Here is a 13,791-nt window from a genome sequence, read left to right as displayed (position 1 = left end):
GCGCGAAGCGCGCCGATATCGCTGTTCAGTCGGCCACCGGCCGCGCCGGGCGCGAGGGCCGGGCCGGGCGGCGCTGGCGAAACTCCTGGGCGCAGGCGGCACAGTCCACTGTGGGTGTGTGTGCCGTCGATCCGTCGTCGGCAGATGTGGGGGTAGGGCTCGTCGTCGGTGACCGGACGGCCGAGCGCGACGCTCGCGGCGAGCCACTGGGCGGCCACCGGCTCACCACCTCGCCCGGGGCTGCCCGGCGATCGCGGCACGGCTGACCGCCTGCCGCAGGTCGCCGAGCAGCCCGACTAGCTGGCGGCGGGCGGCCGGCTCGGTGGGGGCGAGTGCGACGCGGACGCGGATTTCGGCGTGGTCGCGGCCGGCGGCGGTCCGCACGCGGATCAGGACGGCGCGGGCGTGGCCGGGGATGTTGACGACGATTTCGTCGGAGCGGTGTTCGTTGAGGTTGCAGCGGTGGTCCCGGCCGCACCAGTCGGTGTGACCGGCGGGCCGGCGGATCACCGGCCGACTCTGCGGATGCGGCGGAGGTGGTTGACGGCGCGGCGGCCGTGGCGCAGGCGTAGTCCGGTGCCCGTGCAGCGGCGGCAGTCGGGCCGTCCGCGTAGGGCGCGGGGGTGGGTGATGCGGCGGCGCAGCCGCTCCCACAGGCGGGGCGGGGCGGTGCCGGTGCCCTTGCAGCGGTGACAGGCAGTGAACGGCCGGACGTAGCAAGCGGCGGCGTAACCGACAGCAACGAGTAGGGCAATTCCGGCGAACCAGACTACGGACATTCCGGGCATGTTTGTGCTGGTAGCGGCCACGATGAGGGTCACTGGAGGCTCCAAACGGGGGGTTACCGGCGGTAGGCGGCATGGGCCGCTACCGCTACCGGTGAAGATCGGTGCTGGTGGGGCGGGTAGCGGCCCGGGTAGCGCTGCCGCTACCCCTGTTCGGTCCGCTACCCGCCGCGCTACCGGCGGTCAGCCGCCGTCGCCGTCGCGTTGTTGTGCGGCGGTGGTGATGTCGGCGAGGTACGCGCCCTTGCGGGTCGCCCCACCGGATTTCACGTTGCGTGACTCGACACCCTTCGCCCGCACGAGCGCGGACAACGCTTCGGGGGTCACTGCGGAGTACGCCTGCGGGAACCGGTCGGCCAACCGTCCGGCCAGGGTGTCCCAGTGCTGTCCCCGCTCGGATGGCACCCACACCGCCCGAAGGTCATCCAGGATGTCCCGGGCGGCCGGCAGGTCGGCCGGGCCGGTGGTACCGCCGCGCAGGGCCACACCGCGGGCGCAGATCTTCTCGACGGCGGCCCGATCGAGGTAGGCGGCACGTGCGGAGACCATCGGCCCGTAGCCGACCCGCACACCCCACCCGGAGTCGACACCGACCTCGAAGCGGGTCGGTTGGGCACCCTGGCGGTACGCGCCGGTGCCCAACGCGAGGTCCGTTTCGACATGGGAGGGCACGGCCAGGCAGGTGCGGTTGGCGATGTTGGACGTGACGCCCTTGGGCAGTGACTCCTTGTCGATGCGCTGCGTCATCAACACCAGGTGAATCCCGAGTGCCCGGCCGCGTTTGATGATGCTGGTCATCGCTGCCGCGCTCGACTTGCCGATCTCGGGGTCGGTGATGAGTTCCTGCACCTCATCGATCGCGGCCACGACCGGCCGCAACCGGGCATCCTTGGCGGCGATGGCCCGGTTCAGCTTGTTCTCGCTGTTCAAGCCCTGGGTGGCGTAGTGCTTGATACGCGGCCCGCGCACGTCGCACTCCTTGAGCAGCCACATCAGCATTCGGTACGCGTTGGCCTTGGTGCCCTCGTCCGCCCCCGACCCGAACAACTCCGGCGGGCACAAGGGCTCGAACGCGTCGAAGTCCCCACGCCCGGCCAGGTCGAACACCGCGAACTGCACCAGCGGATCCAGCGCCATCCCGGCCATCACCACCCGCGCCGACAGCGACTTACCGGACCCGGGGAACCCGGCGAACAGGCTGTTGCGCTCATCCATCCGGTAGTCCACCGGCCGCATACGCGGGTCGAACCCGTACACGAACGGCTTGAAGTAGTCCGTCTGCCCACCCCGCAGCAACGGCCACGGGGGCTGCTTCATCGCCGACACCGGCCGGTCGGCCACCCACAACGCCAACCGGGACGGGTGCTCACGCGGCATGACCTCCGGCCACACCTGGTCGACCGGCAGCCGCAGCCCACCGGCCAACAGTTCCCGCTTCTCCACCACATCGACCGCGATCACCCCATCGGGCAGGTCCACAATCGCGAGGTAACCCGGGCCGTCCCGGCGGATCTCCCCCACCCCAGCGGGAAACACGATGTCCTCCGGCCGCTTGACCAGGCCGGTGGCCATGATGCCCTTACGGGTCAGTTCGGCGGTCAGCTTGCGGTAGACCGGGCGGACCACCGTGCGCGCCAGGATCGGCTTGTCCAAGGGCCGCCCGTAACGGGCCAACCCGACCAGACCGGCGGCTACCACGGGCACCTTCACCCACCACGGCGTCAGGTCGGAGGCGAGGACCAGACCGCCGCTGCCGGCCGCGAGGGTGCCCGCGCCGGTGACCCACCACCGCCACGACGCCTGACGCATCCGATGCCGATCCAGGTCCAACCACGTGCGCGGGTCGTTACGGTTCGCCGCATCCTGCCGCAGATGCCAGTTCCCCGTCTCCGCGCTGGTCCACCCCAACACGCGACCGGCCAGGCGGGCCGCGCCCTTCGGCGCGTACCAGGCGACCTTGCCCGCATACACCGGCGAGAGCGCGAGGTGAGTGCCCACGTGGTAGCCGGTCGCACCGGCCGCACGGCGCAGCATGTCACGCCGCTGACCAGGGTCGGTCAACCACAACGGCAACACCGGCCCGGCGCGCCGATCGAGCAGCTCGGCGAGGTCCGGACGACGGTCCGGCGGGTCGACCGGACCGCCGTCCCGTGCCGGTTCCGGGGCGACGGTTTCGATGTCCGCCACGTCAGCAGCGGACAAACCCTGCGCAGCAGCGGCCCGGTCCGCCCGCCGCTGCGCCAAATCCACAATCCGCGCCGCCTTCTCATCCGGCGGCCCGGCAGGACTGATGATGGGATCGCTGGTCATGATGAGACTTCCTCCACCGGTCGAAAAAGGGGTCGGGTCGGGGGTGCCGGCGGCACGGCACAGGTTGCGAGCCAGGGGCCGTGCCGCCGGGTGTTCACTTCCGCTTGCTCCCACCGCTGTCGGGGTGGGCTTTGATGTCCTTGCGGGCGGCCCGGCCCGCCGTGCGGGCGTCGTCGTGGCTACCGCCACCCCGGCGGACCGCTTCCGCGACCGCCGCGGCGTACTCGTTCGGGTCGATGCCATACGGCGTGTTCGGCTTCGCCATGACTTCCTCTCCTGGCCGTCCAGACGCTCTGGCAGCCACCACCACCCCCGGACCGGCCGGTCCGGGGGTGGTAGAAGCGGACAGAAGTGCACGGTGGGATGGGGTCAGCGGCGGTTTGCCTTGCGGTCGATTCGGTCGGCGGCTTTCTGGCCGGGGCTGCCGGTGGGGAGGTGGGCTTCCCGGGTGGCGGTGACCGCGATGGAGGGGCAGTAGCCGCAGCGGCCGGTGTTGTGGCAGGTGCACTGCGGGGGCTTCGGGTTACGGTGGAACATCGGGTGACCTCCTGTGGGTCGTCCGATCGGCCCGCCCGCAGTTGCACCTGTGGGTGGGCCGCCCTTTTGGCCGGTCGGCTGACTGGCCACACCCCGCGCACCCGCCCACGGTCGTGTGGGTGGGTGCGCGGTGAAGCGAGTCAGAACTAGACCCTGGTCGGAACAAGACCTTGGCTGTCAGACGGCCGCAGGGCCGTGCTGCCGGGCAGGTCAGCGCCGTTTGCGGCTGCCGATGGCGGTCGCGCCGTTGCCGATCGCGGACTGGCCGGTCACGGTGATGCTGCCGGTGTGGACGGTGCCGCCGCTGGTGGCGGTGGCGGGGTCGAAGTTGTAGTGCCCGGCGGTGCAGATCGCGAGGGTTCCGGTGTCGTCGATGGAGACGCTGCGGAAGCCCTTGCCGCACTGGTTGCAGGACGAGATCGCCACAGGCGGATTCCTCTCGGGTGGTGGCTGTCAGCGGGTCTGACAGCCACCGCACACCACCGGCCCGGGTGGGCCGGTGGTGGCGGAAGCGGTCAGGCCGCGCAGAACAGGGCGGCGAGGAACAGCCACCCGGTGTGCCAGGACTGATCGAGGGCGTACATGCCGCCACCGCGGGCGAGCCAGTGCGGGTCCTTGCCCAGCAGTTCGGCGAGGCGACGCAGCGGGGTGCGCCGGTCGGCGATGTAGTGCGACACCGCCGAGACGGCCAGCCCGACGGCGACGCCCCAGGGATCGAGGCGCAGCCCGGTGGCGAGGATCAGCACGGTCAGGGCGATACCGGCGGTGGCGGTGTAGGTGACGACGTGGGCGGCGCAGGCGATACGGCCCGCCCAGCCGGGCTCGCTCTTGCAGTCGGCCTGGTGCTGGGTTTGCACCCAGTGGTCGGCGACCTGGTGCGCGGCGTAGAGGGCGGCGAACACGGCGGCGAACGCGGTAGCGCCACCGCCGGTCGGGTCTGCGAACATGAGAGGCAACTCCCGAGGTCGATTCGGCTGAGGGGGTGGGCCGGCGGCACGGCACTGGTTTCCAGGCCGTAGGGCTGTGCCGCCGGGCGGGGTCAGGACTGGTCGGCCTTGCGCTGCTGGTCCTGTGAGGCCAGCCGCCGCTTGATCGCGGCATCGGTGAACATGGACGGGTTGGCCTGCTGGGCGCGTCGGCTCAGGTCAGCCATCTGCCGGTCGCTGATCGTGTTCGGGACGGTGGGCTTTTTGCCGGACATCAGTGCTCCTCCCTGACGAGGTGGGCCAGGGCGGCTCCCATGCCGAGCACGGCGACGGGCAGGCAGGACACGAGGGTGGTGATCCACCACGGGGCGGCGGTGACGCCGTAGGCGGTGAGTAGGTGGTAGGCGACCTGGCCGAGCGCGCCGACCGCGAGGGAGGCCAGCGCGGACCACTTGGCGAACGTCCGCGCGCGGGTCGGCACCCTGCCGGACAGCCACACGTACAGCGCGTACGCGGCGTACGCCTCTACCCCGATCGGTAGGGTGATCGCGCTGTCGATGGTGGCCCATGAACCCGGTTCCACGATTCCGGGCAGCAGGTCCACCTTCCCGAACCCGGTGAGCTTGCCGAGTCCGACCCATCCGGACCAGACGGCCACGAACGCGCCCAATGCCATGAGTACCACCGGCCACACCACCGGCCGCCGGGGCGGCCGGGACGTGATGTTGGTGCCCAGGTCCGCGACGGGTGCGGGCTGCGCGATGACCGGCGTCGGGGCGTCGTCGTCGGCCGGCGTCGGGTCCACCACCGGGGCGAGGTCGGCCGTGGCGGGCGGGGTGGGCCCGGTCGGGTCCGCCACCGAAGCGGTGGGCTCCGGGGCGGGGTCGCTGTCGGCCGGCGGGTCGGGCACCGGGGTTCGGGTCAGCTCGGCCAGGATCGCGTCGGCCTTCGGCCCGCCCACCCGCAGCTCCTTCTTGATGCGGTTGCGGGACGGGACCTCGCCGAGCTGGGCGGCCAGGTCCCGCGCGGCGGGTAGTAGGTCGTCCACCGGCTTCGGGTACGCCGACAGCATGGGGGCAGTCATCAGCCCACCGCCAACGCGGCAAGCCGGGCGACCGTGGCCGGGGCCAGGTCGGGGCTGGTGGTGTAATCGACGGCGTGGGCGTAGATCTCCCACCCATGCCAGGTCGGGTAGGCGTTCATCGTCCGGCGGTGCCGACCGTCGTCGTCGGTGCTCTCGCGCTCGGCGGTGAGCAGGTCCGGGTCGTTGAGCCCGGCCAGGTGCAGCCACGAGCGCAGCTCGGCGATGCTGTCGAAGTCGACCGCCAGCGACACGCCATCGGTGTGGACGCGAATGCCGGTCGGGTCGGCGAACAGCAGCAACTCGGCCATGACGGCACGGCGACTCTTACGGGTGTTCACAGGGACTCTCCTTCGGGGTAGGCGCAGGGGACGCACTCACCGAGCGAGCGCGAAATGCAGTAGGGCCGCACCACACCGCAGGTAGGGCAGGTGCGGCGGGCGGTCAACGCCGCCGCGATGGCGCGCAGCTGCGCCGGGGTCGCGGTCCGCTTCGGCCGGGCCAAGTCCAGCCGGTACAGGTAGGCCGTCCGGGTACCGCCGACACCGCGCCAGAGGACCTGCGCGGCCACCGGCTGACCGGCGGGCCGCAGCCCGGCGGCGCGCAGTTGACGGCGGGTGGCGTAGCCCGGCGGCGCACCCTGCCACCAGAAGGTGGGGATTCCGTACCGGGTGCCGTCCGGGTCGTGGAAGACGGCGCGGGTGCGGGCCATCAGGTCGCGCGGTGCGGGTCGGCGGTACGGGTCGCCACCTCGGCGGCGGCGCTAACCATGGGCAGCGCGTCGTGGCCGTAGGGGTACTCCGGTCCGAGCCCAAGCCGGCCAGACCACGCGTGGATACGGTCCGATCCGGGGTTGCCGACCCACGCCAGCGGGTCGCCACACGTCGCACAGCGACCGGGGTCACGGGCATCGAAACGAACGGCCGGCTTACGCATCACACCACCGCCCTGCGAGCGACGGGCGGCGCGGACACCTCGGCGGCGGCGCGGGTCACGCGGGACTCGGCCCGCCGCAACCTACGCCAGTCCAGAGCGGTCGGGCCGCCACGGTCGTCGGCGTAGAGCAGCGTGATCTCCGCGTCCAACACGTCCAACTCAGCGGCGATCAACGGCCACTCCGCATCGATCGCGGCCAACTCGGCCGGGGTCGGTTCGGCGGTGGCGGTGTCGCGGTCGGTCATCACTTCTGACGGGTCCTTCCAGAACGGCGAGAGCGCGACGCCGGCCGGCAGGACCGGCAGTGACGCTCGTCGGAAGCCAGCGGAGCGAGCTGTCCGCAGCCGGCGCAGGTCTTCCAGGTGGCGCTGTTCTTGGTGGTCACACGGACGGCAGCGAAGACGCTCACGGTCATGACGGCTCACCTCCACAAGGCAGGAATGAAGACGGGAAACCCGGGGTGAGGGCACACGCCGAAGCAGCGCGACACCCCACCCCGGGGCCAGGTGCAGAGAAGGCAGAAGACGTTCCGCGCGCCAAAATCCGGCCCGCTCGGCCCGCTCGCTCGGGATCTACCGAGGTCGGCCACCGTGTGACTCAAGGCGGGAATACCGCAAACCAGATCAAACGCGGTGCTTCTGCTATGGGAGATGTCAACGAACAGCCACACGGCGGCCCGTTCGCGAGCGCCGCAGCCAAAGCCGCAACGCCGACGCAGCAACCAGCCGGCTTGTCGTTCCTGGCTAGCCAGGTGCGACGAGATGAACGTAAGCCGTCTTGGCTAGTCAGGTCAAGGCAAGGTGGCAAACTTTCCTAACTTGGCTAGTCAGAGCTACTGTGATGTTGTGACCGAGAACCTGGATTTCCTTGGTGAACTTGACCCCGATGACCCGAAACAGGCGTCGCAGCAGATCGCGAACAAGCTGCGGGCGGCCATCCTCACGCGCCGGCTTGCCCCCGGTGACAAGCTGCCGTCACAACCGGAGCTGGCCGCCCGCTACGGCGTGGCGCGCGAGACAGTCAAGCGAGCCCTAGACCTGCTCCGGACCGAGCGGCTGATCGTGTCTCGGCAGGGAAGCGGCGCGTTCGTCCGAGCACAGACACAGCGGGCCGTCGAGCTGCGCCCGCACATCGAAGCCGCCTTCGAGCGGCCCCACGTCACCATCGACTTCGCCGGCTTCTCCGGCGAGACGCTGCGCGACGCGCTAGCCGAAACCCTCGACAAGGTGCGGGTGGGCAGGCTCGCGCCAGAGGCGATTACCGTACGAATCCTGATCTCCGACATGACTGCCCCGATGGCGTTGCCGTCCCGCGCGGAGACACAATCCGACGATCCGGCAGTACGCGAACGCGCAGAACGGATCACCCGACGCGCCGCAGACGGCATCATCGACCAGGTAACCGAGCTAGGCGACCTCGGCCTAGTCCGGTCTACGGCCGTCGAAGTGCGGCTACATCGGGCGTCCCCGCTGTTCAAGCTCTACATCCTCAACAACGAAGAGGTCTTCTACGGCTTCTATCCAGTCGTGGAGCGCACCGTGTCGATCAAGGGTGAACCGATGGCTATCTATGACCTGATGGGCAAGGACGTGCCGCTGTTCCACTACGCCGTGACCGACGACAGCGACACCTCACACGGCACGCAGTTCGTGGAGGCTTCCCGCCAATGGTTCGACTCGGTGTGGTCGACAATCGCCTACCGGTACGACGCATGAACGCCGACCTCAGCCGACTGCTCGGCGACGTTGACGCACTCTTACTCGACTTCGACGGCCCGGTGTGCGGAATCTTCGCGGGGTACCCAGCGCCGCAGGTTGCCGCCGAGCTGGTCGACGTACTCCGGCGGCATGAGGTCGACGTGCCGCCGGATCTCGCTAGCGAGCCAGATCCGCTTGAAGTGCTGCGGCGTACCGGCGCGGCCGGCGACCAGGGCGTCACGCGGGCGGTAGAGGACGCGCTGTGTGCGGCCGAACGCCGAGCCGTCGAGACTGCCGAACCCACACCGTACGGCCGGGAAGTCATCGTTGCGGCGCGGCAAGCCGGAATGCCGGTGGCGGTGGTCAGCAACAACTCAGCCGGCGCGGTGAGCGCCTACCTGGCAGCACACAGGCTCGCCGCGTACGTCTCACCGATTGTCGGCCGGGCGTACGCCGAACCAGACCGAATGAAGCCCAACCCGGAACCGATCCTGCAAGCCGTGCGCGCTGTCGGCGGTCCGGCGGTCCGGTGCGTGCTGGTGGGCGACTCCCTGTCGGACATCGACGGGGCTCGTGCCGCCGGGGTGCGAGTGATTGGCTACGCGAATCGGCCGACAAAGGTTGAGGCGTTCCGGGGCGCGGGGGCAGACGTGGTGATCACGAGCATGGCCGTGATCGCCGGGGTTCTTATGGAGCGGTCCGGTGGATGAGTTCGAGCCGATGTCACTGCCCGACGATCCGCACGTCACCTGCTTCGTAGGTCTCCACGTCGCCAGCGGCTCTGGTGATCATCACCGTGCCAACGCCGTTGTACGTCACGGAGTCGTTCGGGCCGATCGTGACGTCTTGAATCGGGCTTTCCGCACGTATGTACGTTGATCGCGGGTGGCCCGGTCGCTGTTCGACCACCGCCACGCCGTCACTCCTCAGAGCGGCGATCACGGTGCGAATGGTTGTCCGACTGACGCCGTAGCCCTGCGATAGATCAGTCTCGCTGGGAAGTCTCGATCCTGCCGCGTACTCACCCGTCGCCACCTTGTGGCGAATGTCGTCGGCAATCTGACGCCAGATTGCCCGCTCCGGGTCGAAGGCGATCACAACCCTGACCGTAGGTGACCACGTACGAACGCATGTCTGTACGTACCAATCTACGTAGGGTACGGTAGCGTTAGCCCGCTGTATTGGACGTAGAGACCCAAACTCGCCCCAATGCGGCGGTATCCCTGCCCCGACCGGTTCCTGCCGAACCGGTCGGGGCAGGCCATCGCAGGGAGGAAAATCCTGTTTCCCGACGTACGAAGCGTGAGCCACCGTTTCTGTGACGAGTGGCAGCCCAAAACCTCATCGCAACGCCAGACCCCCGGCTATGCCGGCTTGCTCATCACCGGGCCGGAGTTCCGGACGGTCGGGAAGCGCTAGTGATCTCGGCCGACATCAGGGGGCACGTCGCCGGTAGCCCCGACTGGGTGTGTCAGGGATGCCGGGACCCATGGCCCTGTCCTCAGTTGCTGGCGATTCCACTGAGGGACGCGTGCACCTATCTGCCGCTGGTGTCCGAAGTCCTTCCGGCGGCGATCCGTGACCTAAGGGGACGCCCAGGCGGGCCGGACCCCATAGAGATCGTCCGCCGGTTCTGTTGGTGGTTGCCCCTGAGTAACGAAGAGGCTCGCGCCGTAGCGCTGAGGATGCGTTAAGGAAGCCCCGGACCGCGTGCAACGACGGGAATCCGGGGCTTCGCGGCGAGTTATGCCGGGTTGGCGGGCTTCAGCGACGCCCTGTTCACCGATCCCGGCGGGCCAGGAGAATAAAGATCACCCCGTTCACGACCGCAGCAACGCCGCTGGCCGGGATGACCACCCTGTTGCTGGCGTCAAGATTCTCGGAGAAAAACGGAATCAGAACTCCGGCGACACCAAACGGAATGAGCGAAATACCGAAAACCATCCTCCGGTTCGGACCACGCGGAAGAAACTGGCTCAACACGGCGAGGCCCACGCCAACTGCCATGAGAAGGATCGCTACGGACGTCCAGATCAGGTAGGGAGACTTAGGTAACAGGCCGCCGGCTGCACCCAACAGATAGATCACGGCGCTCGCAATTAGGTTTGCAAGCACGTTGACCAGGACATCCCGAGCAAAACGAGAGGCCGCAGCAGACCGCTCGGGCTCGCTCGAATCACGAGTTGCGACCCGCTCCTCCACTCAGTGGATGCAATCCGGCGACCGCCTTCGATCCGGTATGAACAGCAGCCTGGCGGGTGGGCCGGTCTGGTCAGTCAACGCCAGGTTCGAGCGCGCCTTCGGCGGCACGCACAGGTGATCCGGGATGGTCAAGCTGAAGGGAAGTGGTGGAGGCCAAGCCTGCCCCCACCCTCCCAATCCTGAGCGGGACTCGAACCCGCAACCCTCCCCTTGCGAAAGGGACGCTCTATCCATTGAGCTACCAGGCCACGAAGTGGTCAGCTGCCCGAAGGCTACGAGAATCATAGGCGGGTAGCTCTGGAGTGGCAAGAAGCGTGGAGAGGCAGGAATCGACCGTGGTGCCAGGCGAGCCAGCAGGCCCGGAAGCAAGATCATGGGAGTGGCGAGCGGGCCGCCCAGCTCCGCACAGCGGCCCGCCAGTCGTCAGCGCAGCCGCTTGGCGGCGCTGTTGACAGCCACGGTGACGGCGGTGCCCACAAGTGGTGCCGCGTATACAGGAATCCTCAGCTCCTTCACGATCTTGCTGGTGGCCCAAGTCACCACCGTGCCGACAGCGAGATTGATGATCAGCGCCTTCGGGTTCATGCGTCCTCCAACTTTGATGCAGGGATGATCACCTCCTATGGATCATCCGGATCTGCTGGTTCTAGCACACTCGTGCGACGAAACCCGAGAGCGACACAAGCGGCCCAAGTCGCACTTATGTCGTATTCGTGTCGCATGCTTGCCGGTCGGTCGTGTAGCAGCAGGTCAACGCCGTGAATCTCGTGGTCTTGAAAACCGGTAAGGCAGCGATGTCTTCGTGGGTTCGAATCCCACACCCTCCGCCGACGCACGACCTGGGCACTCGCTGACCAGGGCACCGGCCCGGCACTAGCAGCGGAGGAGTGTGCCGCACAGTGGCGGGGCGTCGATGCGGCAGACCTTCCACCCGCCGCTCATGCCCTGCTCTTTTCTGGTCAGAAAACGCCACTCGTGGGCGGTGCCCTCGATGAAGGTCAGCCCGCCCGTCGTCGAATCGATCTGCGTGATCTGCAAGTTCACCAGCGCGGAGACCGTGTCGTCCGTGTCGTTCGGCTGCCAGTTGGAGGACGTGACCGTGACGCCGAACGGGGCATGTGGCGCGACCTGCTTGCGGAGGTCCAGAGCTTCCCGAAACAGCTTGTCGCGGTTTTCGGCGCACAGGCACCGGTTGATGTCGAGACTGTCACCCGACTCGAAGACCGCGACGAGGTAGGCGTTTGCCGCTGCCGCCGCAGTCTGCTCGCCTCGGCCGGCCTCGATTGTCCGCACCACCGCCTGTCCGGCTGGCACACCGACGCAGGCGATCCCGACGGCGATTGCCACGGCGGTCGCGGCTCGGGCGCGCGCTGGCCGTGGGGTAGGCGACATCGCGATCACAGGGGGAGGTTACTCGGCGACGACAGGTGGCGGATCTTCAGTGCTCCGGGGGGCGTTTCCGCTGGTCCTCGCGGATTCTCTGGTCGGCGAGCTTCTCCACCGCCCGGCGACGTTCGTCGGCGGACGGCTGCGTGTCGCGGCGGCGGACGGCCTCGACCAGGGCGGTGAGGAAGTCGCGCCAGATCCCGGCCAAGAGACTCCTTCGGTGGACGTCGGGGGGCGACACCCCGGGTGAGGTGATCTCGGATACGGCGGACACGGCACCGGTTTTCTCGAATGCCGTCGCTCTACAGGGTATGAAAGGTGCGCAGAACACCACTTCCACCGGAAGGACCTGTGTCGATGACCCTCGAACGACCGATCGCCCCGGACCCGTACGAGCTGCTGCCGACCGTCGCGGCATTCACTCTGACCAGCGACGACGTGCAGAACGGCGAGCCGATGGATGCGGCCCACGCGCACGGCAGCACCGGGGGCGGCAACGTCTCGCCGCAGTTGGCCTGGTCGGGTTTTCCGGCGGAGACCAAGGGCTTCGCGGTGACCTGCTTCGACCCGGACGCGCCGACCGGCAGCGGCTTCTGGCACTGGGTGCTGGTCGACCTGCCGGCCGGCGTGACGGAGTTGCCGCGCGGCGCCTCCGGCGAGGACCTGCGCGGCGCGTTCAGCGTGCGCAACGACTACGGGGAGCAGGGTTTCGGCGGTGCCGCGCCGCCGCCCGGTGACCGTCCGCACCGGTACGTCTTCGCGGTGCACGCTCTCGACGTGGAGAGCCTCGGCCTGACCCCCGAGGCGACCCCCGCCTACGTCGGCTTCAACCTGACCTTCCACACCCTCGCGCGGGCCACCATCCGCCCCACCTACCAGACCCACCCGTAACTCCACCGCCCACACACCGCGCGCAGTGTTGATCAAGAGGTTTGCGTCAGCGTCAGCCCCGATACTGACGCAAGCCTCTTGATCAACACTGCGCGCGGTGTGTGGGCGGGGGCGGGGAGGGGGAAGCTAGGCAGGGGTGCGGGCCACGGCGAAGACGGACTGGCCGAAGGGCGGGCGGGCGAGCTGCTCGGCGGCCTTGGTGGCGGGAAGGACCAGGGTGTCGTAGACCTTCACCATCGGGCCCTCCTTCGGCATCAGGCGGAAGACCTTGGTGGCCATGAAGTAGCCGATCAGGCCGAGCGCGTTGGCGTAGTGGATCTTCTCCACCCGCAGGCCCGCCTCGGTCATCGCCGCAGAGAGGGTCTTCTTCGTGTAGCGCCGCACGTGGCCGGTGGCGATGTCGGCCGGGCCCATCGCGAACTGGAACGCCGGCACGATGATGACCACGGCTCCACCGGGTCGGACCAGGCTGCCCATGCTGCGCAGCGCCTCGACGTGGTCCTCGATGTGCTCCAGCACGTTGTACGACACCGCGGCGCTGTAGTCGCCCCGCTCCGAGTTGGGCAGCAGCATCTGGCGTACCTCGATGGCCGGCCGGTCGGCGAGGCGTTCCTTGAGCGCGACCAGGCGGTCCGGGTCGGCCTCGGTGGCGGTGAACCGGGGAAAGTGCTCGGCCCACTCCAGGGCGTAGTCGCCGAGGCCGCTGCCGATCTCGATCGGGTTGTCACCGAGGTAGGGCACGGCCAGCTCGACGAACCAACGTCGGTGGTTGACCGCTGTGGCAAGGCCCTCCAGCACCTCGGACTGCACGCGCTGATCCCCAGTGATTTCTGTCATGCGTCGATTCCTCACGATACGACTCGACCTCGCGCCAGGACCGACTGAGTGAATCACTCGCCCGGAGAGCGGGAATATCGGGGCCCGCGGTGGCCGAATTACGGTCGGGGGGTAGTGCACGATCGGTGGTGGTCAGCGAACCTGGGAGATGTTACGCCAGTAGCCCGAAGCGTGCACGGTGGCCCGATAGGCCAGCTACGCTC

At 68.7% G+C, this 13,791-nt stretch carries 21 protein-coding genes and 1 tRNA gene; 3 read left to right on the top strand and 19 right to left on the bottom strand.

Going from position 1 to position 13,791, the window contains the following annotated elements; all coding sequences use genetic code 11:
• Positions 1-222: 222 nt before the first annotated feature.
• From ACQPYA_RS30745 to ACQPYA_RS30690, 12 genes are all read right to left on the bottom strand, one after another.
• The gene (locus ACQPYA_RS30745; RefSeq protein WP_433533695.1) at positions 223-507 is read right to left on the bottom strand and encodes a hypothetical protein; all 285 of its coding nucleotides are present in this window, start codon (positions 505-507) and stop codon (positions 223-225) included.
• Complete coding sequence (locus ACQPYA_RS30740) at positions 507-779, bottom strand: hypothetical protein (RefSeq protein WP_433530473.1); 273 nt, start codon at positions 777-779, stop codon at positions 507-509. The genes ACQPYA_RS30745 and ACQPYA_RS30740 overlap by 1 nt, the downstream gene beginning before the upstream one ends.
• Before the next feature lie 189 nt (positions 780-968).
• The gene (locus ACQPYA_RS30735) at positions 969-2,972 is read right to left on the bottom strand and encodes an FtsK/SpoIIIE domain-containing protein (RefSeq protein WP_433530472.1); all 2,004 of its coding nucleotides are present in this window, start codon (positions 2,970-2,972) and stop codon (positions 969-971) included.
• 217 nt (positions 2,973-3,189) lie between these two features.
• Positions 3,190-3,360 carry a hypothetical protein gene (locus tag ACQPYA_RS30730; RefSeq protein WP_433530471.1) on the bottom strand — a complete coding sequence of 57 codons (171 nt, stop codon included), beginning with the start codon at positions 3,358-3,360 and terminating at the stop codon, positions 3,190-3,192.
• A gap of 104 nt (positions 3,361-3,464) precedes the next feature.
• Positions 3,465-3,632, bottom strand: coding sequence for a hypothetical protein (locus ACQPYA_RS30725; protein WP_433530364.1), 168 nt, complete (start codon positions 3,630-3,632; stop codon positions 3,465-3,467).
• 210 nt (positions 3,633-3,842) lie between these two features.
• Complete coding sequence (locus ACQPYA_RS30720; RefSeq protein WP_433530470.1) at positions 3,843-4,058, bottom strand: hypothetical protein; 216 nt, start codon at positions 4,056-4,058, stop codon at positions 3,843-3,845.
• Positions 4,059-4,147: 89 nt separating this feature from the next.
• Positions 4,148-4,579, bottom strand: a complete 432-nt coding sequence (locus tag ACQPYA_RS30715; RefSeq protein ID WP_433530469.1) for a DUF3307 domain-containing protein — start codon at positions 4,577-4,579, stop codon at positions 4,148-4,150.
• A gap of 92 nt (positions 4,580-4,671) precedes the next feature.
• Positions 4,672-4,833, bottom strand: coding sequence for a hypothetical protein (locus tag ACQPYA_RS30710; RefSeq protein ID WP_433530468.1), 162 nt, complete (start codon positions 4,831-4,833; stop codon positions 4,672-4,674).
• Entirely contained in the window at positions 4,833-5,642 is an 810-nt protein-coding gene (locus tag ACQPYA_RS30705; RefSeq protein WP_433530467.1) for an ABC transporter permease, read from the bottom strand. The genes ACQPYA_RS30710 and ACQPYA_RS30705 overlap by 1 nt, the downstream gene beginning before the upstream one ends.
• Positions 5,642-5,950 carry a hypothetical protein gene (locus tag ACQPYA_RS30700; RefSeq protein WP_433533694.1) on the bottom strand — a complete coding sequence of 103 codons (309 nt, stop codon included), beginning with the start codon at positions 5,948-5,950 and terminating at the stop codon, positions 5,642-5,644. The genes ACQPYA_RS30705 and ACQPYA_RS30700 overlap by 1 nt, the downstream gene beginning before the upstream one ends.
• A gap of 26 nt (positions 5,951-5,976) precedes the next feature.
• Entirely contained in the window at positions 5,977-6,351 is a 375-nt protein-coding gene (locus ACQPYA_RS30695; protein WP_433530466.1) for an RRQRL motif-containing zinc-binding protein, read from the bottom strand.
• A gap of 223 nt (positions 6,352-6,574) precedes the next feature.
• Positions 6,575-6,820: a DUF6284 family protein gene (locus ACQPYA_RS30690; RefSeq protein WP_433530465.1), complete on the bottom strand. Its 246-nt coding sequence runs from the start codon at positions 6,818-6,820 to the stop codon at positions 6,575-6,577.
• 600 nt (positions 6,821-7,420) lie between these two features.
• On the opposite strand from ACQPYA_RS30690, the gene ACQPYA_RS30685 reads away from it, so the two are divergent.
• Both ACQPYA_RS30685 and ACQPYA_RS30680 read left to right on the top strand, forming a co-directional pair.
• Positions 7,421-8,290: a winged helix-turn-helix domain-containing protein gene (locus ACQPYA_RS30685; RefSeq protein ID WP_433530464.1), complete on the top strand. Its 870-nt coding sequence runs from the start codon at positions 7,421-7,423 to the stop codon at positions 8,288-8,290.
• Positions 8,287-8,982, top strand: coding sequence for an HAD family hydrolase (locus ACQPYA_RS30680; protein ID WP_433530463.1), 696 nt, complete (start codon positions 8,287-8,289; stop codon positions 8,980-8,982). The genes ACQPYA_RS30685 and ACQPYA_RS30680 overlap by 4 nt, the downstream gene beginning before the upstream one ends.
• 13 nt (positions 8,983-8,995) lie before the next feature.
• Here ACQPYA_RS30680 and ACQPYA_RS30675 read toward each other — a convergent pair whose 3' ends face one another.
• The 6 genes from ACQPYA_RS30675 to ACQPYA_RS30650 all read right to left on the bottom strand — a co-directional run bounded on the left by ACQPYA_RS30675 (position 8,996) and on the right by ACQPYA_RS30650 (position 12,068).
• Entirely contained in the window at positions 8,996-9,370 is a 375-nt protein-coding gene (locus ACQPYA_RS30675; protein WP_433530462.1) for a winged helix-turn-helix domain-containing protein, read from the bottom strand.
• Positions 9,371-10,051: 681 nt separating this feature from the next.
• Positions 10,052-10,474 carry a hypothetical protein gene (locus ACQPYA_RS30670; protein WP_433530461.1) on the bottom strand — a complete coding sequence of 141 codons (423 nt, stop codon included), beginning with the start codon at positions 10,472-10,474 and terminating at the stop codon, positions 10,052-10,054.
• A 174-nt stretch (positions 10,475-10,648) separates the two neighbouring features.
• A tRNA-Ala gene (locus ACQPYA_RS30665) sits at positions 10,649-10,722 on the bottom strand.
• A 175-nt stretch (positions 10,723-10,897) separates the two neighbouring features.
• The gene (locus ACQPYA_RS30660) at positions 10,898-11,059 is read right to left on the bottom strand and encodes a hypothetical protein (protein ID WP_433530460.1); all 162 of its coding nucleotides are present in this window, start codon (positions 11,057-11,059) and stop codon (positions 10,898-10,900) included.
• A 288-nt stretch (positions 11,060-11,347) separates the two neighbouring features.
• Positions 11,348-11,875, bottom strand: coding sequence for a hypothetical protein (locus ACQPYA_RS30655; protein ID WP_433530459.1), 528 nt, complete (start codon positions 11,873-11,875; stop codon positions 11,348-11,350).
• A 37-nt stretch (positions 11,876-11,912) separates the two neighbouring features.
• Positions 11,913-12,068: a hypothetical protein gene (locus ACQPYA_RS30650; RefSeq protein WP_433530458.1), complete on the bottom strand. Its 156-nt coding sequence runs from the start codon at positions 12,066-12,068 to the stop codon at positions 11,913-11,915.
• Between the two features lie 149 nt (positions 12,069-12,217).
• Between ACQPYA_RS30650 and ACQPYA_RS30645 the strand changes: the two genes are divergently transcribed.
• Positions 12,218-12,751 carry a YbhB/YbcL family Raf kinase inhibitor-like protein gene (locus tag ACQPYA_RS30645; protein ID WP_433530457.1) on the top strand — a complete coding sequence of 178 codons (534 nt, stop codon included), beginning with the start codon at positions 12,218-12,220 and terminating at the stop codon, positions 12,749-12,751.
• A gap of 126 nt (positions 12,752-12,877) precedes the next feature.
• On the opposite strand, the gene ACQPYA_RS30640 is transcribed toward ACQPYA_RS30645, so the two are convergent.
• Complete coding sequence (locus ACQPYA_RS30640; RefSeq protein ID WP_433530456.1) at positions 12,878-13,588, bottom strand: class I SAM-dependent methyltransferase; 711 nt, start codon at positions 13,586-13,588, stop codon at positions 12,878-12,880.
• Positions 13,589-13,791 lie beyond the last annotated feature (203 nt).

The sequence above is a fragment of the Micromonospora sp. CA-263727 genome, assembly GCF_050942455.1.
GTDB lineage: Bacteria > Actinomycetota > Actinomycetes > Mycobacteriales > Micromonosporaceae > Micromonospora.
This window is presented reverse-complemented; position numbering and strand designations above follow the sequence as displayed.

Coding starts and splice junctions, on each gene's coding strand:
- ACQPYA_RS30740 (WP_433530473.1), bottom strand. CDS start 779: ATGTCCGTAGTCTGGTTCGCCGGAATTGCCCTACTCGTTGCTGTCGGT.
- ACQPYA_RS30730 (WP_433530471.1), bottom strand. CDS start 3,360: ATGGCGAAGCCGAACACGCCGTATGGCATCGACCCGAACGAGTACGCC.
- ACQPYA_RS30725 (WP_433530364.1), bottom strand. CDS start 3,632: ATGTTCCACCGTAACCCGAAGCCCCCGCAGTGCACCTGCCACAACACC.
- ACQPYA_RS30715 (WP_433530469.1), bottom strand. CDS start 4,579: ATGTTCGCAGACCCGACCGGCGGTGGCGCTACCGCGTTCGCCGCCGTG.
- ACQPYA_RS30710 (WP_433530468.1), bottom strand. CDS start 4,833: ATGTCCGGCAAAAAGCCCACCGTCCCGAACACGATCAGCGACCGGCAG.
- ACQPYA_RS30705 (WP_433530467.1), bottom strand. CDS start 5,642: ATGACTGCCCCCATGCTGTCGGCGTACCCGAAGCCGGTGGACGACCTA.
- ACQPYA_RS30700 (WP_433533694.1), bottom strand. CDS start 5,950: ATGGCCGAGTTGCTGCTGTTCGCCGACCCGACCGGCATTCGCGTCCAC.
- ACQPYA_RS30695 (WP_433530466.1), bottom strand. CDS start 6,351: ATGGCCCGCACCCGCGCCGTCTTCCACGACCCGGACGGCACCCGGTAC.
- ACQPYA_RS30690 (WP_433530465.1), bottom strand. CDS start 6,820: ATGACCGACCGCGACACCGCCACCGCCGAACCGACCCCGGCCGAGTTG.
- ACQPYA_RS30680 (WP_433530463.1), top strand. CDS start 8,287: ATGAACGCCGACCTCAGCCGACTGCTCGGCGACGTTGACGCACTCTTA.
- ACQPYA_RS30660 (WP_433530460.1), bottom strand. CDS start 11,059: ATGAACCCGAAGGCGCTGATCATCAATCTCGCTGTCGGCACGGTGGTG.
- ACQPYA_RS30645 (WP_433530457.1), top strand. CDS start 12,218: ATGACCCTCGAACGACCGATCGCCCCGGACCCGTACGAGCTGCTGCCG.
- ACQPYA_RS30640 (WP_433530456.1), bottom strand. CDS start 13,588: ATGACAGAAATCACTGGGGATCAGCGCGTGCAGTCCGAGGTGCTGGAG.